23 protein-coding genes, 1 tRNA gene and 1 pseudogene are annotated in these 20,066 nt (G+C 52.2%); 19 read left to right on the top strand and 6 right to left on the bottom strand.

What is annotated here, in order from left to right; genetic code table 11:
- Positions 1-488 precede the first annotated feature (488 nt).
- The gene (locus tag ACXIZX_RS13225; RefSeq protein WP_479404340.1) at positions 489-1,706 is read right to left on the bottom strand and encodes an L-lactate MFS transporter; all 1,218 of its coding nucleotides are present in this window, start codon (positions 1,704-1,706) and stop codon (positions 489-491) included.
- A 269-nt stretch (positions 1,707-1,975) separates the two neighbouring features.
- Between ACXIZX_RS13225 and ACXIZX_RS13220 the strand changes: the two genes are divergently transcribed.
- Positions 1,976-2,215 (top strand): hypothetical protein, encoded by a 240-nt coding sequence (locus ACXIZX_RS13220; RefSeq protein WP_008101313.1) that lies wholly within the window; start codon positions 1,976-1,978, stop codon positions 2,213-2,215.
- A gap of 38 nt (positions 2,216-2,253) precedes the next feature.
- On the opposite strand, the gene ACXIZX_RS13215 is transcribed toward ACXIZX_RS13220, so the two are convergent.
- Positions 2,254-3,153 (bottom strand): DMT family transporter, encoded by a 900-nt coding sequence (locus ACXIZX_RS13215; protein WP_479404339.1) that lies wholly within the window; start codon positions 3,151-3,153, stop codon positions 2,254-2,256.
- Between the two features lie 180 nt (positions 3,154-3,333).
- Between ACXIZX_RS13215 and ACXIZX_RS13210 the strand changes: the two genes are divergently transcribed.
- The 7 genes from ACXIZX_RS13210 (at position 3,334) to ACXIZX_RS13180 (ending at position 7,336) form a co-directional block, all read left to right on the top strand.
- Positions 3,334-4,203 carry an AraC family transcriptional regulator gene (locus ACXIZX_RS13210; protein WP_479404338.1) on the top strand — a complete coding sequence of 290 codons (870 nt, stop codon included), beginning with the start codon at positions 3,334-3,336 and terminating at the stop codon, positions 4,201-4,203.
- A gap of 187 nt (positions 4,204-4,390) precedes the next feature.
- Entirely contained in the window at positions 4,391-4,621 is a 231-nt protein-coding gene (locus tag ACXIZX_RS13205) for a hypothetical protein (RefSeq protein ID WP_036647387.1), read from the top strand.
- A gap of 21 nt (positions 4,622-4,642) precedes the next feature.
- A complete protein-coding gene (locus tag ACXIZX_RS13200; protein WP_479404337.1) occupies positions 4,643-4,873 on the top strand; it encodes a hypothetical protein in 231 nt (76 codons plus the stop codon).
- Between the two features lie 25 nt (positions 4,874-4,898).
- Positions 4,899-5,108: a hypothetical protein gene (locus ACXIZX_RS13195; RefSeq protein ID WP_479404336.1), complete on the top strand. Its 210-nt coding sequence runs from the start codon at positions 4,899-4,901 to the stop codon at positions 5,106-5,108.
- Complete coding sequence (locus ACXIZX_RS13190) at positions 5,042-5,314, top strand: ogr/Delta-like zinc finger family protein (protein ID WP_479404335.1); 273 nt, start codon at positions 5,042-5,044, stop codon at positions 5,312-5,314. The genes ACXIZX_RS13195 and ACXIZX_RS13190 overlap by 67 nt, the downstream gene beginning before the upstream one ends.
- A gap of 670 nt (positions 5,315-5,984) precedes the next feature.
- Positions 5,985-6,833 (top strand): ParA family protein, encoded by an 849-nt coding sequence (locus ACXIZX_RS13185; protein ID WP_479404334.1) that lies wholly within the window; start codon positions 5,985-5,987, stop codon positions 6,831-6,833.
- On the top strand, positions 6,830-7,336 hold the full coding sequence (locus ACXIZX_RS13180; protein WP_479404333.1) for a hypothetical protein: 507 nt from the start codon (positions 6,830-6,832) through the stop codon (positions 7,334-7,336). Before ACXIZX_RS13185 ends, ACXIZX_RS13180 begins: the two co-directional genes overlap by 4 nt.
- A 91-nt stretch (positions 7,337-7,427) precedes the next feature.
- On the opposite strand, the pseudogene ACXIZX_RS13175 reads toward ACXIZX_RS13180, so the two are convergent.
- From ACXIZX_RS13175 to ACXIZX_RS13165, 3 genes and pseudogenes are all read right to left on the bottom strand, one after another.
- A pseudogene (locus tag ACXIZX_RS13175) lies at positions 7,428-8,233 on the bottom strand (tyrosine-type recombinase/integrase); the annotation flags it as partial.
- Between the two features lie 163 nt (positions 8,234-8,396).
- A tRNA-Arg gene (locus tag ACXIZX_RS13170) sits at positions 8,397-8,468 on the bottom strand.
- A gap of 87 nt (positions 8,469-8,555) precedes the next feature.
- The gene (locus ACXIZX_RS13165; protein WP_479404332.1) at positions 8,556-9,470 is read right to left on the bottom strand and encodes a formate/nitrite transporter family protein; all 915 of its coding nucleotides are present in this window, start codon (positions 9,468-9,470) and stop codon (positions 8,556-8,558) included.
- A gap of 243 nt (positions 9,471-9,713) precedes the next feature.
- Between ACXIZX_RS13165 and ccmA the strand changes: the two genes are divergently transcribed.
- From ccmA to mlaA, 10 genes are read left to right on the top strand one after another with little or no spacing between them, the layout of a single operon-like run.
- On the top strand, positions 9,714-10,328 hold the full coding sequence (gene ccmA, locus ACXIZX_RS13160) for a cytochrome c biogenesis heme-transporting ATPase CcmA (protein ID WP_061717880.1): 615 nt from the start codon (positions 9,714-9,716) through the stop codon (positions 10,326-10,328).
- Complete coding sequence (ccmB, locus tag ACXIZX_RS13155) at positions 10,328-10,987, top strand: heme exporter protein CcmB (RefSeq protein ID WP_008101298.1); 660 nt, start codon at positions 10,328-10,330, stop codon at positions 10,985-10,987. Before ccmA ends, ccmB begins: the two co-directional genes overlap by 1 nt.
- 57 nt (positions 10,988-11,044) lie before the next feature.
- Positions 11,045-11,785 (top strand): heme ABC transporter permease, encoded by a 741-nt coding sequence (locus ACXIZX_RS13150; RefSeq protein WP_061717879.1) that lies wholly within the window; start codon positions 11,045-11,047, stop codon positions 11,783-11,785.
- Entirely contained in the window at positions 11,782-12,015 is a 234-nt protein-coding gene (gene ccmD / locus ACXIZX_RS13145) for a heme exporter protein CcmD (protein ID WP_061717878.1), read from the top strand. The genes ACXIZX_RS13150 and ccmD overlap by 4 nt, the downstream gene beginning before the upstream one ends.
- Positions 12,012-12,497 (top strand): cytochrome c maturation protein CcmE, encoded by a 486-nt coding sequence (gene ccmE, locus ACXIZX_RS13140; protein ID WP_008101293.1) that lies wholly within the window; start codon positions 12,012-12,014, stop codon positions 12,495-12,497. Before ccmD ends, ccmE begins: the two co-directional genes overlap by 4 nt.
- Positions 12,494-14,452 carry a heme lyase CcmF/NrfE family subunit gene (locus tag ACXIZX_RS13135; RefSeq protein ID WP_479404331.1) on the top strand — a complete coding sequence of 653 codons (1,959 nt, stop codon included), beginning with the start codon at positions 12,494-12,496 and terminating at the stop codon, positions 14,450-14,452. Before ccmE ends, ACXIZX_RS13135 begins: the two co-directional genes overlap by 4 nt.
- On the top strand, positions 14,449-15,006 hold the full coding sequence (locus ACXIZX_RS13130; RefSeq protein WP_061717875.1) for a DsbE family thiol:disulfide interchange protein: 558 nt from the start codon (positions 14,449-14,451) through the stop codon (positions 15,004-15,006). The genes ACXIZX_RS13135 and ACXIZX_RS13130 overlap by 4 nt, the downstream gene beginning before the upstream one ends.
- Positions 15,003-15,458, top strand: coding sequence for a cytochrome c-type biogenesis protein (locus ACXIZX_RS13125; protein ID WP_008101286.1), 456 nt, complete (start codon positions 15,003-15,005; stop codon positions 15,456-15,458). Before ACXIZX_RS13130 ends, ACXIZX_RS13125 begins: the two co-directional genes overlap by 4 nt.
- On the top strand, positions 15,458-16,669 hold the full coding sequence (gene ccmI / locus ACXIZX_RS13120) for a c-type cytochrome biogenesis protein CcmI (RefSeq protein WP_061717874.1): 1,212 nt from the start codon (positions 15,458-15,460) through the stop codon (positions 16,667-16,669). Before ACXIZX_RS13125 ends, ccmI begins: the two co-directional genes overlap by 1 nt.
- 35 nt (positions 16,670-16,704) lie before the next feature.
- On the top strand, positions 16,705-17,472 hold the full coding sequence (gene mlaA / locus ACXIZX_RS13115) for a phospholipid-binding lipoprotein MlaA (RefSeq protein ID WP_479404330.1): 768 nt from the start codon (positions 16,705-16,707) through the stop codon (positions 17,470-17,472).
- A 30-nt stretch (positions 17,473-17,502) separates the two neighbouring features.
- On the opposite strand, the gene ACXIZX_RS13110 is transcribed toward mlaA, so the two are convergent.
- Positions 17,503-19,014 (bottom strand): MFS transporter, encoded by a 1,512-nt coding sequence (locus tag ACXIZX_RS13110; RefSeq protein WP_479404329.1) that lies wholly within the window; start codon positions 19,012-19,014, stop codon positions 17,503-17,505.
- Positions 19,015-19,121: 107 nt separating this feature from the next.
- Between ACXIZX_RS13110 and ACXIZX_RS13105 the strand changes: the two genes are divergently transcribed.
- The gene (locus tag ACXIZX_RS13105) at positions 19,122-20,027 is read left to right on the top strand and encodes a LysR family transcriptional regulator (protein ID WP_179449990.1); all 906 of its coding nucleotides are present in this window, start codon (positions 19,122-19,124) and stop codon (positions 20,025-20,027) included.
- Positions 20,028-20,066 lie beyond the last annotated feature (39 nt).

The raw sequence follows: 20,066 nt of genomic DNA, 5'->3' as shown, positions 1-20,066 counted from the left end.
CCTTTTTATTTTCTTATTATTTGCTGTGTATGTTCTTTGCCCAACTATCTGCGGTGTCCATAGCCGCCGTACCCATGATGCCAGCCGCCGCCACCATGATGGCCCCAACCTGGGCCGCCGCCTCCACGATGATGATCGATAATACAGCCACTCAACATCGTCATAATGGCTACAACCGATGCAACCTTAATAACTTTCTTCATGGAGAGTCCTCCTCTGTTCCAATGACGCCAGATTACAGGGGAATAGTGGAGTGAAGATGCAGGAAATGTAGAGTTATTGCTGAATGTATTACGGAGTGTGTCAATTAAATGCTAAAAAAGTCGCGGGGTAAAATAAACCAATCGGAATAAGCTGAATGCCTGCTAATAATAGCGAGATTACTCCGAAAGGCAAGAATTAATAATAGTGGTTCTCAATTAACGGTTTATTGTGGATCAATTGTGGAGAAATGGGATGCCGCGAATTAGTGCGGTATCCCAGCGAACTTAATTATGCAGTAAAGGTTCTGCCACGTTTTGGCGATTTGGCAGACGGATGCTCAGCGACAACACCAGTGAAATCACCAGCAAGGTCATAATCAGGCTGAAGGTGACGGTGAAGCCACCAAAGGCGGAGGCAACCAGTGAACCCAGCACGCTGCCGATACCGAAGCCAAGGTAAATCAATCCATAGTTTTTGGTCAGATTGTTCAAACCAAAGAAATCGCTGACCAGCGATGGGAACACAGTAATGGTGCCACCGAAGCTGAAGGCTACGCAGGCTAAGGAGAGGAAGAAGGTCGATTCGTTCATATGGGTGAACAACAGAATGCTCATGCCCACCAGCGAGACAATTTGCGCCAGCGTAATCACGCGGATGCGCGCCATTTTATCCGACAGCACGCCAAGAATCAGGCGACCACTAAGGTTGGCAATCGCAATCACCGTAACCGCATTGGCTGCGGTTTGCGCACTAAGATGCACCATGCCTTCACCAATATCTTTTGCCACGCCAATCACGTACAGGCCGCTCATGCAGGCAGTCAGGAACATCAGCGCCAGCATCCAGTACTGCGGTAAACGCACCGATTGCGCCAGCGTGTAATCTTTGGCTTCCAACTGCGCATTGCCGCTGCTCTTCTGCATTGGCGCATCACGCATCAGCAACGCGCCGACAATGATCATGCTCATCGCCAGCACGCCCCAGATCATGAAGGTATTCTCCAGACCTTGTGCGCTCAGCAGTGCGCCGCAGATGAATTTGAAGCCGAGGCTACCCAACCCATACGCACCAATTGAGCAGGCCGAAATGAGCCCTTTGCGCTCCGGGAACCACTTCACGCAGTTAGAGAGCGTCATCAGATATCCGGCACCATCGGCCAGTCCCACCAATATCCCGGCGCTGAGGTAGAGCATCATCAGATTATCGGCATGCGCGGTCAGCCAGAAACCGACAGCCATCAAAATGCCCGCGCCGATGGTGACGTTGCGCACGCCAAAGCGTTCCTGCAATTTCCCGGCAAGCGAAGAAGCGATCGCCAGGCCAAGACTGAGCAAACCAAACGAGAACGCCACTTCACTGATAGGCGCATCCAGCTTATTTGCCAGCGGGCCGTTAAACAGGCTCCAGGTATAAACCGAGCCCAAAGCGAACTGCGTGATAATGGTGCCGATAAGGGTCGACGTGCGGGTACGTTGGTAATTCGCGGGGGTTGCTGTTGTCATTTTTATCTCTCACTCGAGAAAGCGGAATCTGTGGAGATAATAAGTTGCTCTCGCGCGTGCGGGGGAAACCGTGGCGTGAATGAACCCGACGGTGGCATGAAATGCAGCTAAACGGGTATGAATGACATTGTGATGACAGTAAGTGATGTCATTTAAAGCGTAGCGGTTGCTACGGGTAACCATGTGTAAGTATTTGTATCGATCGCGCCATAATGCCTGCAAAGTCGCGGATGTTTGCCAGGCTTAGAATTCATTCAAGAGGAGGAAATATGAAAGACCGAACATATGAATCCGCGTCTAATGAGGATGAGGTTTGCTGCATTATCGGTCAGGCGGTGATCGAGTTAAGCGATGAGCATCAACCAGTGAACAAATCCACGTTGTCGCTGAAATTACTGGCAATGGCCGACCGCGACAAAGATGATGAACGCGTCCTGCTTTACTGGATTGCCAGAAAAGCCATAACTAAACCTCACCAGCTCAATATCGGCGTTCAGGGCTGGCGTTAGAGGAACAAAAGAGCGGGCGCAATGCCCGCTCTCGTTATTTAGGCGGTACGTAATCGACCCATCGTCGGCCAGCGTACAAACATCACCATATTCCCCGCCAGAATCATCACCAATCCGATAATCGCATTGCTATGCCATTGATAACCTTCATAAAGCGTGGAGAGCGTGAGCGCTACCAGCGGGAACAGCAAGGTGCTGTAGGCGGCCTGACTGGCACCAATGCGACCGACTAGCGTGAAGTAGGCGCCAAATCCCAATACCGAACCAAATATTGCCAGATAACTCATCGCACCCAACCACTGCATATTTAGCGCGGGTGCCAGTGAATCGCCATTCACTAACGCCAGTGCGGCCATCACCAAAGCGCCATACAGCATCGCGTAGCTATTGGTGGTCAGAATATCGAGTTGACGACGCTGATGGCGCATTGAAATCATATTGCCGAAGGAGAAGCCTAGCGTGCCAAGTGCGCTGAGGCCTACGCCCCACAGCAATTGCGGAGCGGGATGCGCCGCCTGAATATCATTCCAGAACAGCGCAACAATGCCGCCCAGGCCAAGCACCGCCGCTGGCAACAGGCGAAACGAAGGGCGCTGACGGAAGAAGATCCAGCTGTTGAGCGCGTTATACAGCACGGCCATCGAGAAGATCACCGACTCCAGTCCGCTGCTGATCCACGCGGCAGCATGATAGAAGCAGACAAAGTTGAAACCAAACACGCAGCAGCCCTGCAGCAGACAAAACAGATGATCGCGCTTATCCAGCGTTCGCAGCCGACGCAGCAGTTTGAGGATCACCAGCATCACCAGCGACGCCAGTAAGAAGCGCCAAAATACCGCCACCAGAACCGGCGTATCAGCCGCTTCCTGCTGCAGGAAAATGGCAATCCACGTGGTTCCCCAAATCATCACCACGGCAAGGTATAACATCACATTCATAACGCACTCTCCGACACAATCTGGCCCGCAGTGTGGCGTGAAAAGCAACGCGCGGCTTGCACGTTTTTGCGCGGCAATTGCAAAATCTTGCGCTTTTTACTTTTGCGTCCGGCTGTGACCTGTTTTCTGTCTGCGGAGATCCGTACACTAGGCGCTCATGAACTGCGAGTGATATCAACCATGGCCGATTACCAGACCTTCAACATGCTACAGCGCCACAAAGCGCAGCTGCGCGACAGCGTGCAGTTGTCGAGCGGCATTAAGCTGGCGGCCTGGTTTAACAGCGGCGATCGCGTCACCAATCTTAGCGATCATCACACGTTGAGCCTGTATACCGCCGACGGCTATGAAACCTGGCATAAAACCCAGCACGGCTGGCGCAACGGCGGTGGCCCGGATCGCTTTTGCCTGATGCCGAGCGGAGTTGAATCGGTGTGGGATATTCGTGCCGATTTATCGTTTGTGCATCTCTACTGCACCGATGAACATCTGCGCCATCTGGGCGAACAGATCTGGGACCGCAGTCCGTCGCAGCTCAATCTGCATGAAAAGATCTTCGCGGCGGACGATCGTATCACCCAACTTTATCGTCACTTCTTGCTGAGCAGTGACTGGCAACAGCCGGCGAATCAATTGATGCTCAGCAGCGCCTCAACCTTGTTGATGACGCATCTGTTGCAACGCTACAGCGATGTGCAATGGCAAGCGCCGCAGGTGCGTGGCGGACTGGCGCCCGCCGTGTTAAGGCGAGTGATGGCGTATATTGATGCGCAGCTCGATCAGCCGTTAACGCTGGCGCAGCTGGCTGCCGAAGCGGCACTGAGCGAATACCATTTTGCACGCATGTTCCGTAGCAGCGTTGGCGAGGCACCGCACCAATATGTGATGCGCTGCCGCATGGATGCTGCGTTGCAGCTACTGAAATTCAGCCGTTTACCGCTAACAGAAATCGCGCTGCGCTGCGGTTTTCACTCCTCAAGTCACTTCAGTAACCGCTTTCGTCAACTATATGGCGTAACGCCATCGGCATGGCGGCATGATCAGGCCTGATTACGATCTCACTCTTAAACCGATGTAATCCGCTGCAATAATCCCTGTTTTTTTCTGAACACATCTCTCAGTTAGGCATTCTCACATTCAGTAGGGCATTTTTTCCATGGATTTTGGAGTAGGATGCTTCGCAGGAGTATTAAGCTATCGCATTGATTACAATGACAAGTTACGAGAGGCCGTAATTATGGAAAAGCGCGTTTCAAAGCTGGAAGCGGATATTGATGGTCTTAAAACCGATATGGCCCAGGTGAAAATGGATATTGCGGTGATCAAATCGAATTACGTCACCAAAAGTGAGTTTCATCAGGAGATCGGCAAAATTCACCAGGAGATCAGCAAACAGACGAAATGGATCGTGGCGGGCATGATGAGCACCGCAGGTATGACGTTGGGGCTGGCTCGCTGGTTGTTTTAAGTGAATGATCAAGGAGTGAACATGGAAAAGCGCGTATCAAAGCTTGAAGCGGATATTCATGAAATGAAAACGGATATCGCGGTGATCAAATCGAATTACGTCACCAAGAGCGATCTTTATCAGGCGTTCGGTAAAGTGCATCAGGATATTGGGAGAATTCATCAGGAGTTGAGCAAGCAGACAAAATGGATAGTCGCGGGGATGATGAGTACTGCGGGTATGACGCTGGCACTGGCTCGCTGGTTGTTTTGAGTGAATTGATGAGTAAGGAGTGATCATGGAAAAGCGTGTTTCAATGCTGGAAGCGGATATCGACGATATCAAAACCAATATGGCGCTGATGAAAACGGACATTGCGGTGATCAAATCGAACTATGCCACTAAAAGCGATCTTCATCAGGCGATAAACCAACAAACGAAATGGATTGTGGCGGGAATAATGAGTACCGCTGGACTGACACTTGCTCTGGCGAGATGGCTGTTTTAAGCGGGAGAACGATGAGAATCTGGTGTGCCGTGCCAAATGCCTTCATTCTGGCGGGCATGTTTGAAGGAACCACCATGCGAATAATGAAAATGACTTGCCCAGTTTGTCTAGCGGACGCAACGATACGCAAAACCAACAGAAAGCATCCTCAGCTGTCGGATGTTTATTGCCAGTGCACAAATCTGGAATGTGGGCACACCTTTTAATGAACGTCTCGCTTTCACAAACCATCAGTCCCAGTGCGTTAGCTGGAGATGGGAGGGTAAGGGAGCTGCTAAACGCACTTGGTCGGGATGAGCGTAAACAGGTGCTTGAGTTACTCAAAGAGGAAGAGATTAAGAGTTAATTACTATGCCGGGTAGAACGTGAGCGCCCGGCTTACTTTTTGGATGAAATATCTCAGTAGACCTTTTAATAAAGTCATTAAATATCAATGCATTATATGCCATTCATTTTGACTGAGATTCATTTTCTTGATCACGTAAAAATAAAATTTCAATAAATATCAATAAGTTGAACTAATTTTGGGTGACTTGAAGTTGTTGCAAAACTGAAAAGAGTGAGATTCCTTTCATTAATTTCAGTTAGGGGTATGAGTCGTAAACCCCCTGCTGCAGCGGGCGGAAATGGTGCTTTGAAGAAAAGCGAAAATGAAATAATTTCTTGATACAGAAACCGCAGGCGGGTGCGGTGTAGCGCCGTTTTGGTCATATCATAGTTTTTTCGTTTAAATTTGCGTTAAATGATGTAACGACGATGAACATTAAAAATGTAAAGATTTTTTTATGTTTAGACGTTAATCTATGACCTGTTGTCATTAGGTTTGTTAAATACATATATTTAGTTATTAACTCATCGTTAAATAAGGAGATTATAATGGCAGTAGTTGTTTCAATGATTAATATGAAAGGTGGTGTTGGTAAAACTACATTAACTTTTAATTTAGCATGGTACTCTGCATGGATCAGAAATTTGAAGGTTTTGGCGATTGACTTAGATCCGCAAGCTAATCTCAGCCAATATTTTATGGGAGCTGAAAAATATCTTAGCTTCCTTAATGATCAAAATAAGACTGTTGTTGAAATCTTTGAACAATATTCATCCCCTGATAGGAAAACTGGATCTCCTGCTGTATTAAATCCAGATGATATGATTCATGAGTTTAAAGATTGGGCTGATGAAAGTTGTATTCATCTTGTTGCTTCTAGTCTAGAGTTAGCATGGACTTTAAAGAATCCAACAGAAAAAGCTAGCCTGCTTCCTCAGTTTATAGCAAAGGTTGCAGACCGATATGATTTGATTTTGATTGATTGTGCTCCAACAGAATCGATTTTAACCACAGCTGCGTACCTTTCAAGTAGATACATATTTGTTCCAGTAAAACCTGAGTTTTTAGCAACAATTGGTCTCCCTTTATTAGCCCGCTCAGTGAATGAATTTAAATTGAGAAATCCTAAGCAAAGCTTAGACATGGCTGGAATTGTGTTCAATGATTCGAAGAGAACGGGAACCTCTCCAGAGCACATCCAGTCAATTAGCAATGTGAAGGAGTTGGCACTACAATTCAATTGGCCCGTTTTGGCTAATCAGGCGTACCACTCTGATTCGTATCCAACAGGCTCAAGGGATGGTAGTCCTATCTTCAGGACTAAGCATGCTAGGGATTACGTTAAAGATGAGTTCGATTTAGTTGCAGAAGAATTCCTCAATGAGGTCGGTCTATGATTAGTAAGAAAGAAAAAATCGCAATTTTACAAGTGTTAGCTATCAAAGAAGGTTTAACTTCTACTGAATATGCTAATGTAATCGCTGAGGTCAACAGAATATCAGTGATCGATATATTCTCTGAAAACAAAATTGAATCCAGTACTGCTAAGTCAAAGCGAGATAATGTCAGCGCAACTATAAGTGCGGAGAATGTCTTAAATAAGTTGAAATTAAGTGATCCAGATAAATACATCCTTTTAAATGATCTGAAAATAAGCATTAGATCTGGGGTTATTTTAAAGAACTTCAATGATGTCAAAGATTTTCTTGCAAGAATTGATCAGGTGTCATTGATTTCAACTAATAAATCATCAACCGTTAATAATATTTTGATTTATCTCTCAAGGAAAAACCTGAATGATATTAGAGATATAATTAAAGGTAAGATTAAAGCTCCATCTAACACTGATGATAAGGGTTTTAATGAACTGGCTAATTATATAATCTCACCAAAAAAATAAGATAATTGGTTGTGATGTGACAGTCACAACCAAATAAATTTAGAAGCATGTTACTATACCATTTAATCACCTCACGCCTTCCTGTTAGATATTGCATTCGTTCTTTCGGGATTTCCCATAGAGCGTTATCCAAATCAAACTTACACCATGAAGCCTCTCGGAGTGCAACAGTGCGGACACCAGTAAGCATAAGTAGCTGAGTTGCGTATCTAGTCATTAAGCTGCCCTGATAGCCTTCAAGCGCTTCAACAAAAGCTGGGATTTCTTTTTTATGTCAGGAATGGGAAGTGGTTCTGTTTTGGCTTGTTTAAGGCGATGGCCAAATTGGGAGCAAAATTGTACTTTGCTCGGCCAGTTACAACAGTAAAACGCAGGACTTCACCGCAGCGGCGGCGGATCTTGCTTGCCTGCTCAAGTGGGCCTCGGTTCTCTTTTTTTTTGCAGCACGGCCAATAGCTCTAGCTGCTCTATTAGCTCAATGGGCCTGTGGCCAATGTAAGGAAAAATTTCGCGTTCAAGGCAGCCTAAAACTTCTTTAGCATAGCCATCCGTCCAGGTTGACTTCTTACCGCTGTGCCATTCTCTGGCAACGGCTTCAAAGCTATTCTCATGCGAGAAACGCAGCGCTATTTTATCGGCTTTACGTGCGTCGCTGGGATTGATCCCCTTAGCTAGCATCGCACGCGCCTCCTCACTTTTGCGGCGTGCCTCGGCAAGCGAAACTTCCCCGTAAACGCCAAATGAGATCATTTTGGGTTTGCCTACAAAGCGGTAACAGAAGCGCCAGCCCTTAGCACCATTGACATCAACCAACAGAGACAGCCCTGCGCCATCGTTGAGCGTATAGGGCTTGTCTTGCGGCTTAGCACGTTTAATTTGAATATCAGATAGCAGCATGTGTATAGAAAAAAGATCGAACTGAGTTATACGCAATTTTATACACATCTGTGTATAGATTACATTGAACTTTCTTGGACGGTGCTGGACATGATGCGTGGTGTATAAGTATGTTTTAGAAGGGATTTTAGGCTTTACGAGACAAGCTGAGACTTGCAAAAAGTGTCCCCTGCAGGAATCGAACCTGCAACTAGCCCTTAGGAGGGGCTCGTTATATCCATTTAACTAAGGAGACGCCGGGCGCGCAGTATAGCGCACCGCGAACCTGATTTTAACTATGCAGCGGTTGTTTGCTCAATCTATCAGCAATTTAAGACCAGGCTTACGCCTGTTTTTGCTTCTCTTTCCGCTTCTGTTCCGCACGCGCTTTGGCTTTCGCCGCTTCACTCATATCGTTACGAATCTGCGCATGGCTAATCAAGGCAAATATCAGCGTACCGCCCGTGATGTTGCCAAGCAGCGTTGGCAGAGCAAATGGCCAGAAGAATTCGTACCACGGCAGCGTGCCGGCAAACACCAGATAAAGCACCTCGACCGAACCGACCACGATATGCGCTAAATCCCCTAACGCCACCAGCCAGGTCATCATGACGATCACCACAATTTTTGCTGCGCCCGCATACGGGAACATCCACACCATGGTGGCGATAATCCAGCCGGAAATCACCGCATTGGCGAACATTTCGCTGGGTGAATTGACCATCACTTTTTCACTGATGGCGGTAAATGCCTGACGCGTCGCATCGTCGAATATCGGCATATGATTAAAGGCCAGCGCGCCCAATGCGGTACCAATCAGATTGCCGAGCAGCACCACGCACCAGAGACGCAACAGCAGCGCAAAGTTGCTGCCGGTGGGTTTGTGCATTACCGGTAAAACGGCGGTAACGGTGTTCTCGGTGAACAGTTGCTGGCGCGCCATAATCACAATGACAAAGCCAAAGGTATAACCCAAATTTTCCAGTAAAAATGCGCCGGGCACGCCTTTGAGGTGGACCTGAAAAATGCCTTTCGCCATCAGCGAAGCGCTCATCGACAATCCCGCCGCTACCGCAGACCAAAGCAGCGCCATACCGTCGCGCTCAAGCTCTTTTTCACCGTCCTGACGTATCTCCTCATGAATTGCAGCAGCCTGCGAGGGCAGAGCATCTTCATCGACTTCAATCTCCTTGCCTTGCTCCTTCTCTTCACTCTCTACATCGTTGTCACTCTTTGAAATCGATGGTGATTGTTTCATGTTTCCCTCGGGTGATAATGCCATTGCGTAATAAGCGTAGCTGGTTTTGGCAAGGTCAATTTGTTACGAAGATTCAATTTAAGAGTAACGAAATTTTAACCGAGTCGGTTTTTTGAGCAATTTCTTGATCTGATGCGCACGAATACCCCATTTGGGGTAAGTGGGAGCCAGCTCACAGACTTCGGCCCACAGATTCAATGTGGTATTATCGCCGCCTCATTCATTGCCGTGATTCTCCCTTCTATGCTCGAAGTCATTAATCTCTCATGCGTTCGTGATGAGCGAACCTTGTTTCATGGGTTGAGCTTCCGTGTGCAACCGGGTGACATTGTGCAAATTGAAGGGCCAAACGGAGCCGGGAAAACCTCGCTGCTACGCCTGCTGGCGGGATTAAGCCGGGCGGAAGAGGGCGACGTGATGTGGCAGTCACAGCCTATTCGTCAGCAGCGCGAAATATGGCAACAAAATCTGCTCTATCTCGGCCATCACCCCGGCGTGAAATCGGTACTCTCACCGCTGGAGAACCTGCATTTCTGGCACGGCAGCAGCAATGAAGACGCGATTTTTGATGCGCTTGAGCAGGTCGATCTGCTGGGTTTTGAAGAGGTGCCGGTGGCGCAACTCTCTGCCGGACAGCAGCGGCGCGTGGCATTAGCCCGCCTGTGGCTCAGCCCGGCGTCGGTATGGATCCTCGATGAGCCCTTAACCGCCATCGATAAAGGCGGCGTAGAAAAATTAATGGCGCGATTCGCCACCCATGCCGATAACGGCGGAGCGGTGATTCTGACCACGCATCAGGATCTGCCCGATAACAGCGCGCGCGTGCGTAAAATTCGTCTTACTTCGGAGTGGGCTTGATGTTAGGCCGGGTCATTCAGCGCGAATTAAAAATCGCCTTTCGCAGCGGCGCGGAAGTGATCAATCCGCTGTGGTTTTTCCTGATTGTTATCACGCTGTTTCCGTTAGGTATCGGACCGGAGCCGCAGCAGCTGGCGCGCATTGCGCCGGGCGTAGCGTGGGTTGCCGCGTTACTGGCCTCATTGCTGGCGCTGGAGCGGCTGTTTCGTGACGATTTTCTTGATGGTTCGCTTGAGCAACTACTTCTGTTGCCAACGCCGTTGCCGGTCACCGTGCTGGGCAAAGTGATTGCTCACTGGCTGATTACCGGGCTACCGCTGATTTTACTGTCGCCGCTGGCGGCATTGTTGCTGTCGCTGGATTTTGCCGGCTGGCGCGCGATGGCATTAACGCTGCTACTTGGCACGCCAACGCTGAGCTTTCTCGGCGCAATTGGTACCGGATTAACCGTTGGGCTGCGGCGCGGCGGTGTATTACTGAGTTTGCTGGTATTGCCGTTGTCGATACCGGTTTTGATATTCGCCAGCGCGGCGATTGATGCCGCCGGAATGGGATTGCCGATTGGTGGTTATCTGGCGATTCTCGGCGCGATGCTGGCCGTCAGCGCAACGCTGTCGCCGTTTGCGACAGCAGCGGCTTTGCGTATCAGTCTGCATTAAATCGTGTCGCCTCAGAGCGGCCGAAACCTGAATTCTCTTTATTGTGAGCTATGCAAAATGTGGAAATGGTTACACCAGTGGGCAAAGCCTGAGCGGCTTTACCAGCTATGCGGTCGCTTAATTCCGTGGTTCGCGGTGCTGGGTGTTGGCACGCTGTTACTCGGTTGGGTTTGGGGCTTCGGCTTTGCACCGGCGGATTATCAGCAGGGCAACAGCTTCCGGATTATGTACATTCACGTGCCTGCGGCGATGTGGTCGATGGGCGTGTACGCGTCAATGGCTATCGCAGCGTTTATCGGCCTGGTGTGGCAGATGAAGATGGCCGATCTGGTTTCAGCGGCGATGGCGCCAATTGGCGCGGTGTTCACCTTTGTCGCGCTGATCACCGGTTCCGCCTGGGGTAAACCGATGTGGGGAACCTGGTGGATCTGGGATGCCCGCCTGACATCCGAGCTGGTGCTGCTGTTCCTCTATATGGGCGTTATCGCGCTCTATCACTCCTTTGAAGATCGCCGCACCGCCGGGCGCGCTGCCGGTATTTTGATTCTGGTTGGCGTGGTTAATCTGCCGATCATTCACTTCTCGGTACAGTGGTGGAACACGCTGCATCAGGGCTCATCCGGTATTCTGCAGCAGGCCATCGATCCGAGCATGCGCACACCGCTGCGCTGGTCCATTCTCGGCTATCTGCTGGTGTTTGGTGCACTGACCTTAATGCGCCTGCGTAACCTGATTCTGTTTACTGAGCGTCATCGTCCGTGGGCGATTGATGTGGCGCAGCGAGGAAGCAAATCATGACGCCAGCCTTTGCATCGTGGAGCGATTTCTTCGCCATGGGCGGCTATGCCTTTTACGTCTGGCTTGCCGTTATCCTCACGTTGATCCCATTATTCGGCCTGGTGCTGCACACCGTGCTGTTCCGCCGCCGTTTGCTGGCGGACATTCGCCAGCGTCAGTCCAGGGAGCGCCGCATTCGCGCGGCTAAATCGAAAAAAGCTGCCGATGAAGCAGCGGGAGAATCCGTGTGAATATCCGTCGTCGTAATCGCCTATATGTGGCGATCGCGGTGTTGATCGGGCTTGGCCTGGCGACCGCGCTGGTGATGTACGCGCTGCGTTCCAACATCGACCTGTTTTATACCCCGAGTGAAATTATCAACGGCAAGGGCGAAGATCATCAGAAGCCTGAGCCGGGCCAGCGCCTGCGCATTGGCGGCATGGTGATGCCGGGCAGCGTTAAGCGCGATCCAAAAACCCTCGCGGTCTCTTTCAAACTGTATGACGCCAACGGCGTGGTCAGTGTTACTTATGAAGGCATTCTGCCGGACCTGTTCCGTGAAGGGCAGGGCGTGGTGGCGCAAGGTGTGCTCGAAGAGGGCAATCTGGTGAACGCCAAAGAAGTGCTGGCGAAACACGATGAGAAATACACGCCACCTGAAATTGAAGATGCGATGAAGAAGAATCACACGGGACCTGCGGCAGCTTATCAGCAGTCAGGTGCGCAATCATGATGCCGGAAATTGGTAGCTTCCTGCTGTGTCTGGCGCTGGGTTTAGCGCTACTGTTGAGTGTCTATCCGCTATGGGGCGCTGCGCGTCAGGATGCACGTTTGATGGCGATGGCGCGCCCGCTAACCTGGGGCATGTTTATTTGTGTCGCCGCCTCCTTTGCCGTGTTGGTGCACGCCTTTGTGGTGAATGATTTCACCGTTGGCTATGTCGCCACCAACTCCAACACCTTGTTGCCGGTTTACTATCGCATCGCCGCAACCTGGGGCGCGCACGAAGGTTCACTGTTGTTGTGGGTGCTGCTGCTCAGCACCTGGACGCTGGCGGTGGCGATCTTCAGTCGCGGCATGCCGCAGGATGCGCTGGCGCGCGTGCTGGCGGTGATGGGCATGATTAATCTCGGCTTCCTGCTGTTTATTATTCTCACCTCGAATCCGTTTACCCGCACTTTGCCAAACTTCCCGATTGACGGGCGCGACCTCAACCCGATGCTGCAGGACATCGGTCTGATCTTCCATCCGCCGCTGCTGTACATGGGTTACGTTGGATTCTCGGTGGCGTTTGCGTTTGCCATTGCCTCGCTGATGGCCGGACGTCTGGATACCGCATGGGCGCGCTGGTCACGTCCGTGGACCACCGCCGCGTGGGTGTTCCTGACCATCGGCATCGTGCTCGGTTCGGCATGGGCCTATTACGAACTCGGCTGGGGCGGCTGGTGGTTCTGGGATCCGGTCGAAAACGCCTCCTTTATGCCGTGGCTGGCCGGTACCGCGCTGATGCACTCGCTGGCGGTAACGGAAAAACGCGGTAGCTTCAAATCGTGGACGGTATTGCTGGCGATCACCGCGTTCTCATTAAGCCTGCTTGGCACTTTCCTCGTGCGCTCCGGCGTGCTGGTTTCCGTGCACTCGTTCGCCTCCGATCCGGCGCGCGGCATGTTTATTCTCGCCTTCCTGGTGATTGTGATTGGCAGTTCGCTGCTGCTGTACGCGCTGAAAGGCGGTCAGGTGCGCAGCCGTGTGCAGAGTGAAGCCTGGTCACGCGAATCCTTCCTGCTGGGTAACAACGTGCTGCTGATCGCCGCGATGCTGGTGGTGTTACTCGGCACGCTGCTGCCGCTGGTGCATAAACAGCTGGGTCTCGGCAGCATCTCGGTGGGCGAACCGTTCTTTAACACCATGTTTACCTGGCTGATGGCACCGTTCGCGCTGATGCTCGGTATCGGTCCGCTGGTGCGCTGGCGTCGTGACCAGCCACAGAAACTGTGGAAACGCCTTGGCGTTGGCCTGTTGGTCACGCTGATTCTGTCGATCGCGCTGCCGTGGCTGCTGCAGGATCGCATTGAGGCGATGACGGTTATCGGCCTGCTGATGTCGATCTGGGTGATCATGCTGACGTTGATGGAACTGCACGAGCGCGCCACCAATCGTCACGCCTTCTTCAAAGGTTTGCGTCATCTGTCGCGCAGCCATTGGGGCATGGTGCTGGGGCATTTGGGCGTGGCGGTGACCGTGGTCGGTATCGCCTTTAGCACTCAATACAGCGTTGAGCGTGATGTACGCATGAAGGCGGGCGATACCGTCGATATCCACAATTACCACTTTACCTTCCACGGCGTGCGCAATCTGCAAGGGCCGAACTACAGCGGCGGCGTGGCGGTGATTGAAGTGACGCGCAACGGTAAGCTGGAAGCGGTGATGCAGGCGGAAAAACGCTTCTATGCAGCAGCGCGCACCATGATGACCGAAGCGGCGATCAGCGGCGGTTTCACCCGCGATCTCTATGCGGCGCTGGGCGAAGAGCTGGACGACGGTTCATGGGCAGTGCGGATTTACTACAAACCGTTCGTGCGCTGGATCTGGTACGGCGGCGTGTTTATGGCGGTGGGCGGCTTGTTCTGCCTGTTCGATCCGCGCTATCGCTCACGTAAAAAAGAAGAGCGCGAGGAGCTGGCATGAACAAAAAAATCCTGTTTATCCCGTTAGTTCTGTTTCTGCTGCTGGCTGCGGCGCTGCTGTGGCAGCTGTCGCGCAACGCCAACGGCGATGATCCCACGCGTCTTGAGTCGGCGCTGATCGGCAAGCCGGTTCCAGTGTTCAAACTCGAAGCGCTGGATCAGCCCGGTAAAATCTACGATCAGCAGGTGCTAACCGACGGCAAGCCGATTCTACTCAATGTCTGGGCGACCTGGTGCCCAACCTGCCGCGCTGAGCATCAATACCTCAATACGCTGGCGGAAAAAGGCATTCGCGTGGTTGGCCTGAATTATAAGGACGATCGTACCAAAGCGGTGACCTGGCTGAACACGCTGGGTAATCCGTATGCGCTTAGCCTGTATGACGGCAACGGGATGCTTGGTCTGGATCTTGGCGTTTACGGCGCGCCGGAAACTTTCCTGATCGACGGCAAAGGGATCATTCGTTATCGCCACGCAGGCGACATGAACGATCGCGTCTGGCTCGAAGAAGTGAAACCGCTGTGGGACAAATACAGCAAGGAGGCGGGCGTATGAAACGGCTGCTTCTCCTTTTAGCGGGAATACTGCTCAGCACTAGCCTGTGGGCGGCGATTGATACTTATCAATTCGATTCGGTGCAGCAGGAAGAGCAATACCGCGATCTCACCGCATCGTTGCGTTGCCCGAAATGCCAGAACAACAGCATTGCCGATTCCAATGCGATGATCGCGGCTGATATGCGGCTCAAAGTCTACGAGTTGATGAAGCAGGGCGAAAATCGCCAGCAGATCATTGATTACATGGTGGCGCGTTACGGTAATTTCGTGACGTATGAGCCGCCGGTAACACCTTCCACGCTGATTTTGTGGGTGGGTCCAGCGCTGTTTGTGGTGCTGGGCGCGCTGATCATTATTCTGCGCAATCGCCGCGGCAGAGCGCGTAGCGAACTCGACGACAGTGAACAACAGCGCCTTGCGGCGTTACTTAAGCGTGACGGGAAGCCGTAATGACTGGATTCTGGATTACCCTGATTATTTTACTGCTGGCGGCTATCGCGCTGTTTCTGCGTGCCGGCTGGCGTCAGCGCGAGGCCAGCAGTGGCGATCGCGATCGTCTCAACACCGATTTCTATCAGCAGCGCCTGCGCGAGCTGGAGCGTGATGAAGAAGAGGGCGTGGTGGCTGAGCGCCCGGAAATGGTGCGCGAGCTGCAACAAACGCTGTTAACCGATGTGCCGCAGCAGGATGCTGCCACCATTCATCGCAGCAGCCGCTGGGTATTGCTGCCGGGCGTGATTGTGCTGTTGGTGGTGTCGGTTGGCATGTATCTGAAAACCGGCGGACTGGCGCAGCAAACCGCGTTTGTTAGCGTGCAACAAGAGTATCCTGCCTTACGTGCGCGCGTGATGGATCCCAAAGCGCAGCCGCTGACTATGGAAGAGTTGGCGCGTCTGCAGCTGGGTCTGCGCAGTTCGCTGCAAAATGACTCTACGAACCTTAACGATTGGGCGATGCTGGGCCGACTTGGCATGGTGCTGAATAACGCCACCGATGCCAGCCAGGCATTTGAACATGCGCTGCAGCTGGCGCCAGACAATATCGAACTGCAGCAGGATTACGCCGAAGTGCTGACGCGCTCCAGCGATCCGCAGGACAATCGTCAGGCCAACGTGTTGCTGAAAGAGCTGCTCAAACGCGATCACAGCGATGTGCGCACGCTGAGTCTGCTGGCGTTTAACGCCTTTGAACAGCAGCAGTACAACGAGGCGATTGGTGCGTGGCAGGTGATGCTGAAACTGTTACCGGCAGGCGACCGCCGCATCACCATGATCGAGCGCAGCATTGAACAAGCGAAAACCGACGCGGGACAGCAAAATAGTAATCTGGCATTGACGGTGAGTTTGACGCCGCAGGCAGAAAAAATGTTACCGCAAGGCGGAGTGTTGTATATTTCTGTGTCTGACGGTGTTTCACCGGTGCCTGTGGCTGTGAAGCGTTTACCGCTGAGCCACTTCCCGTTATCGCTCACGCTAGATGACAGCAATGCCATGATGCCCGATCGCCTGCTTTCGGCGCAGCATCAGGTGCAAGTCAGGGTGCGCATTTCGCGCGACGGCAGTGCCAATCCGCAGTCTGGCGACTGGTTTGGATTAAGCGCGGTCACACCCTGGAATGGTCATCAGCAACTGGCTGTGGAAATTAATCAACAGCAGCCCTGAAGCGATACCTTACTGATCCGCACAGGGAGAGAAGAATGAATAACCGCCTGACAAGTTTGGCGTTAGCCAGCTTACTGCTGGTAGGTTGTGCCAGCTCAAAACCGGCTGACAATACGGAACCTGCGCAGCGCAGCGATCCGCTGGAAGGCTTTAACCGCACGATGTTTAACTTCAACTACAACGTGCTGGATCCGTATGTTCTGCGCCCGGTGGCGGTAGCCTGGCGCGATTATGTGCCGGTTCCGGCACGTAGCGGCATAAGTAATGTATTAGCTAACGTGGAAGAACCTGCCAGCATGGTCAACGCCATTCTGGTTGGTGAGCCGCGCCAGGCAGGTATCCACTTTACCCGCTTCTTCCTGAACACCGTATTAGGGCTGGGTGGCTTTATCGACGTGGCGGGCAAAGCCAATCCGGAGCTGGCGCGTGAAGTGCCGCATCGCTTTGGTAGCACGCTGGGACGTTATGGCGTCGGTTATGGTCCGTATGTTGAATTGCCGGCCTACGGCAGCTTCACCATCCGTGAAGATGGCGGTGACTTCGTTGATACGCTCTATCCGGTATTAAGCTGGTTGAGCTGGCCGATTTCGGTGGGCAAATGGACGCTGGAAGGGATTGAAACCCGTGCGCAGTTGCTGGATTCAGACGCCATTTTGCGTCAGCAGCAAGATCCATATGCCTTCATTCGTAATGCCTACTTCCAGCGACATGACTTTATCGCCAACGGCGGTAAGCTGAAGCCGGAAGATAATCCGAACGCCAGCGCGATTCAGGATGATCTGAAAGATATCGATTCGCAATAAAAAATGGCGACTCATTGAGTCGCCATTTTTTTATCTCGGTAGCGTTGGCCGTGTCAGTAAAAATCCAATCATCCCTGTACACACCAGCGTGATCGCCGCTAATCCGTACAACAAAACCTGATAAGCATATTGAACATTGTGCACCAGTTCGCGAGCCGTCAGTTGCGGCAGCAACTTGCTGGCTTCTGCGATATGGCTACCGGAAAGCCAGCCAGCCACGGCCTCGTGCGTGCTGGCGTCCAGCGCAGGTAATGTCTGGTGAAGTTGCCACTGATTGAACAGCGTCAGCAGCGCCATCACTACCGCCAGCGCAATACCTTCACCGGCCACACGTACCGTATTAAACAAACCGGCCGCCATGCCCGCTCGTTCTACCGATACGGCAGAAACCGCCAATCCATCCATCAAACCCCAGGGCAACGCCGCGCCTGCGCCGGTAACGAACATCGCGATACTTAATCCGGTGATATCGGCAGTTGCGATGGCCTGTGCCATGCCCAGCAATCCCAATGTCGCCAGCAGCAAGCCAAATACCGCTACATTGCCAGCACGGAACCAGCGTGTTAGCCAGGCCGCGATACCGGGAAAAATCAGCATCGGCGCGGTCAGTGACAGCAAAGTGACGGCGCTTTGCGTTTCGCTCAATCCCTGTGCGCCCATCAAAAACAGCGGGATAACAATCAGCAGCACCACATAGCAGTAACAGGTGGCGACGGGCAGCAATAGCACGCCAGCAAAGTGCGGCTGGCGCAGCAGCGTCAAACTAAACACCGGCATCTCAGCCCGCTTGGTATGACGATAAAATTCCCCGCCCGCCAGCAGCGTTAATACTGCGCACAGCAGCAGCGGCCATGAAATCGCGCCGTATTGCGGCAGCAGAATTAGCGCAATGGTGAAGGCCAGCAGCGCCATGCTGAATAGCGCGGTGCCGCGCATATCCACAGGTCCGGATGCGCGCACCTGCGGTGCGGCGAGGAATAGCTGGCTGGTTAACGCGATGAGCGTGGCTATTAACGCCAGCACCAGATAAACCCAGCGCCAGCCAAATCCATCGGTAATCAATCCCATCATCAACGGACCAAATGCCAATCCGACACCAAACAGCGTACCGAGCAAACTGAACACCCGCGTACGCGCATTACCACTGTGTAGATGCGCCAGCGCGGTAGCGCCTCCCGCTAACGTCATGGCGGCGGCAATGCCTTGCAGCGCGCGATAGACGCCGAGGGCAAACGCACTTTGGGTGAGAAAAATCAAAAGAGAACTAACAGCGAACAGCGCCAGACCGGCGATAAAAATGCGTTTGTAGCTGAGCTTATCGGCGGCGACGCCTGCAGCAAGCAGACCGCTGCCGAAGGTCAGCATAAAGCCGTTGGTCAGCCAGGCCAGAGAAAGCGGTCCGCCCTGCAGTTCGTGACTGATCGCCGGTGTTGTCACAACACCGCCGGTAAAACTCAGTGGCAATAATAACGCTGCCAGCAGAATCGCCAGCGTTGCACTGCTTTTAGCGCTGATAGTAAGTGCCGTACTGATTTCCGTCATCAAAGGGTCTCGCAAAAAGTGAAGGGATGACGAAGGATGCTATTGCGGATATAAAGATGAATAAATGGGGTGGATATCCATTCTTTGCGGACAAAAGGTTTATCAGCATGGACAGTTTGACGTCGTTAACTTCCTTTGTGCGTACTGCAGAGACGCTGAGTTTTGTGCAAGCGGCGCAGCTGCTTGGCATTTCCGCGTCTGCGGTGGGGAAGAATGTGGCACGATTAGAGCAGCAGCTTGGCGTGCGCCTGTTCCATCGCAGTACGCGCAGTGTCAGCCTGACGGCTGAGGGCGCATTGTTGCTGGAACGATCGCGGCTTATCCTCGAACAAATTCGCGATGTCGAAGCGGAGATCACTCAGGCGGTAAGCCATCCCAGTGGCAAACTGCGCATTTCGCTGCCGGTGGTTGGTTATCGGCTGATCACGCCGCTGCTGCCGCACTTCAGCCGGCTTTATCCGGATATTGAACTGGAGTTGGATTTTAGCGATCGGCTGGTGAACGTCATTGATGAAGGATTTGATGTGGCGATTCGCAGCGGTGAAATGCAGGATTCACGCCTGCAGGCGCGCACGCTGGGCGCGTTTCGCTTTGTGTTGTGCGCCAGTCCTGGCTATTTGCAAAGCCATCAGCCACCAAAGCGCAGCGACGAGTTATCCCGACATCACTGCATTCTGTTTCGCTTCCCGGCAACCGGCTTGCTTCAAAGCTGGGAGCTGGCAAATTTGCGTGTGACTGGCGAATTCCAGCCGTTAAAACTATTAACCGTCAACAACATCGAAGCGATGGTGCATAGCACACTGGCAGGAATGGGCATCAGCTATGTGCCGGATTTTGTCGTGGGTGAACTGCTGAAAAGAGGCGAGTTACAGGAAGTGTTGCCGGGCAGTTGCGTGCGGGAGAGCCGTTTTTCTGCTATCTGGCCCGCCAGCCGTTATCTGTCGCCGCGCGTGCGCTGCTTTGTCGATTTTCTTGCGGCTCACTGGCCGATGGTACATCGCGTGCAGGTTTAATAATAAAAACGGCGACATCACTGTCGCCGTTTTCATTGC

The sequence above is a fragment of the Candidatus Pantoea symbiotica genome (genome assembly GCF_056491525.1).
Note: the sequence above shows the minus strand (reverse complement) of the source record. Positions and strands in the feature narration are given on the sequence as shown.

What these genes read in the sequence shown, in the direction of transcription:
- ACXIZX_RS13225 (WP_479404340.1), bottom strand. Translation starts at nt 1,706, where the DNA reads ATGACAACAGCAACCCCCGCGAATTACCAACGTACCCGCACGTCGACC.
- ACXIZX_RS13220 (WP_008101313.1), top strand. Translation starts at nt 1,976, where the DNA reads ATGAAAGACCGAACATATGAATCCGCGTCTAATGAGGATGAGGTTTGC.
- ACXIZX_RS13215 (WP_479404339.1), bottom strand. Translation starts at nt 3,153, where the DNA reads ATGAATGTGATGTTATACCTTGCCGTGGTGATGATTTGGGGAACCACG.
- ACXIZX_RS13210 (WP_479404338.1), top strand. Translation starts at nt 3,334, where the DNA reads ATGGCCGATTACCAGACCTTCAACATGCTACAGCGCCACAAAGCGCAG.
- ACXIZX_RS13205 (WP_036647387.1), top strand. Translation starts at nt 4,391, where the DNA reads ATGGAAAAGCGCGTTTCAAAGCTGGAAGCGGATATTGATGGTCTTAAA.
- ACXIZX_RS13200 (WP_479404337.1), top strand. Translation starts at nt 4,643, where the DNA reads ATGGAAAAGCGCGTATCAAAGCTTGAAGCGGATATTCATGAAATGAAA.
- ACXIZX_RS13195 (WP_479404336.1), top strand. Translation starts at nt 4,899, where the DNA reads ATGGAAAAGCGTGTTTCAATGCTGGAAGCGGATATCGACGATATCAAA.
- ACXIZX_RS13190 (WP_479404335.1), top strand. Translation starts at nt 5,042, where the DNA reads ATGGATTGTGGCGGGAATAATGAGTACCGCTGGACTGACACTTGCTCT.
- ACXIZX_RS13185 (WP_479404334.1), top strand. Translation starts at nt 5,985, where the DNA reads ATGGCAGTAGTTGTTTCAATGATTAATATGAAAGGTGGTGTTGGTAAA.
- ACXIZX_RS13180 (WP_479404333.1), top strand. Translation starts at nt 6,830, where the DNA reads ATGATTAGTAAGAAAGAAAAAATCGCAATTTTACAAGTGTTAGCTATC.
- ACXIZX_RS13165 (WP_479404332.1), bottom strand. Translation starts at nt 9,470, where the DNA reads ATGAAACAATCACCATCGATTTCAAAGAGTGACAACGATGTAGAGAGT.
- ccmA (WP_061717880.1), top strand. Translation starts at nt 9,714, where the DNA reads ATGCTCGAAGTCATTAATCTCTCATGCGTTCGTGATGAGCGAACCTTG.
- ccmB (WP_008101298.1), top strand. Translation starts at nt 10,328, where the DNA reads ATGTTAGGCCGGGTCATTCAGCGCGAATTAAAAATCGCCTTTCGCAGC.
- ACXIZX_RS13150 (WP_061717879.1), top strand. Translation starts at nt 11,045, where the DNA reads ATGTGGAAATGGTTACACCAGTGGGCAAAGCCTGAGCGGCTTTACCAG.
- ccmD (WP_061717878.1), top strand. Translation starts at nt 11,782, where the DNA reads ATGACGCCAGCCTTTGCATCGTGGAGCGATTTCTTCGCCATGGGCGGC.
- ACXIZX_RS13135 (WP_479404331.1), top strand. Translation starts at nt 12,494, where the DNA reads ATGATGCCGGAAATTGGTAGCTTCCTGCTGTGTCTGGCGCTGGGTTTA.
- ACXIZX_RS13130 (WP_061717875.1), top strand. Translation starts at nt 14,449, where the DNA reads ATGAACAAAAAAATCCTGTTTATCCCGTTAGTTCTGTTTCTGCTGCTG.
- ACXIZX_RS13125 (WP_008101286.1), top strand. Translation starts at nt 15,003, where the DNA reads ATGAAACGGCTGCTTCTCCTTTTAGCGGGAATACTGCTCAGCACTAGC.
- ccmI (WP_061717874.1), top strand. Translation starts at nt 15,458, where the DNA reads ATGACTGGATTCTGGATTACCCTGATTATTTTACTGCTGGCGGCTATC.
- mlaA (WP_479404330.1), top strand. Translation starts at nt 16,705, where the DNA reads ATGAATAACCGCCTGACAAGTTTGGCGTTAGCCAGCTTACTGCTGGTA.
- ACXIZX_RS13110 (WP_479404329.1), bottom strand. Translation starts at nt 19,014, where the DNA reads ATGACGGAAATCAGTACGGCACTTACTATCAGCGCTAAAAGCAGTGCA.
- ACXIZX_RS13105 (WP_179449990.1), top strand. Translation starts at nt 19,122, where the DNA reads ATGGACAGTTTGACGTCGTTAACTTCCTTTGTGCGTACTGCAGAGACG.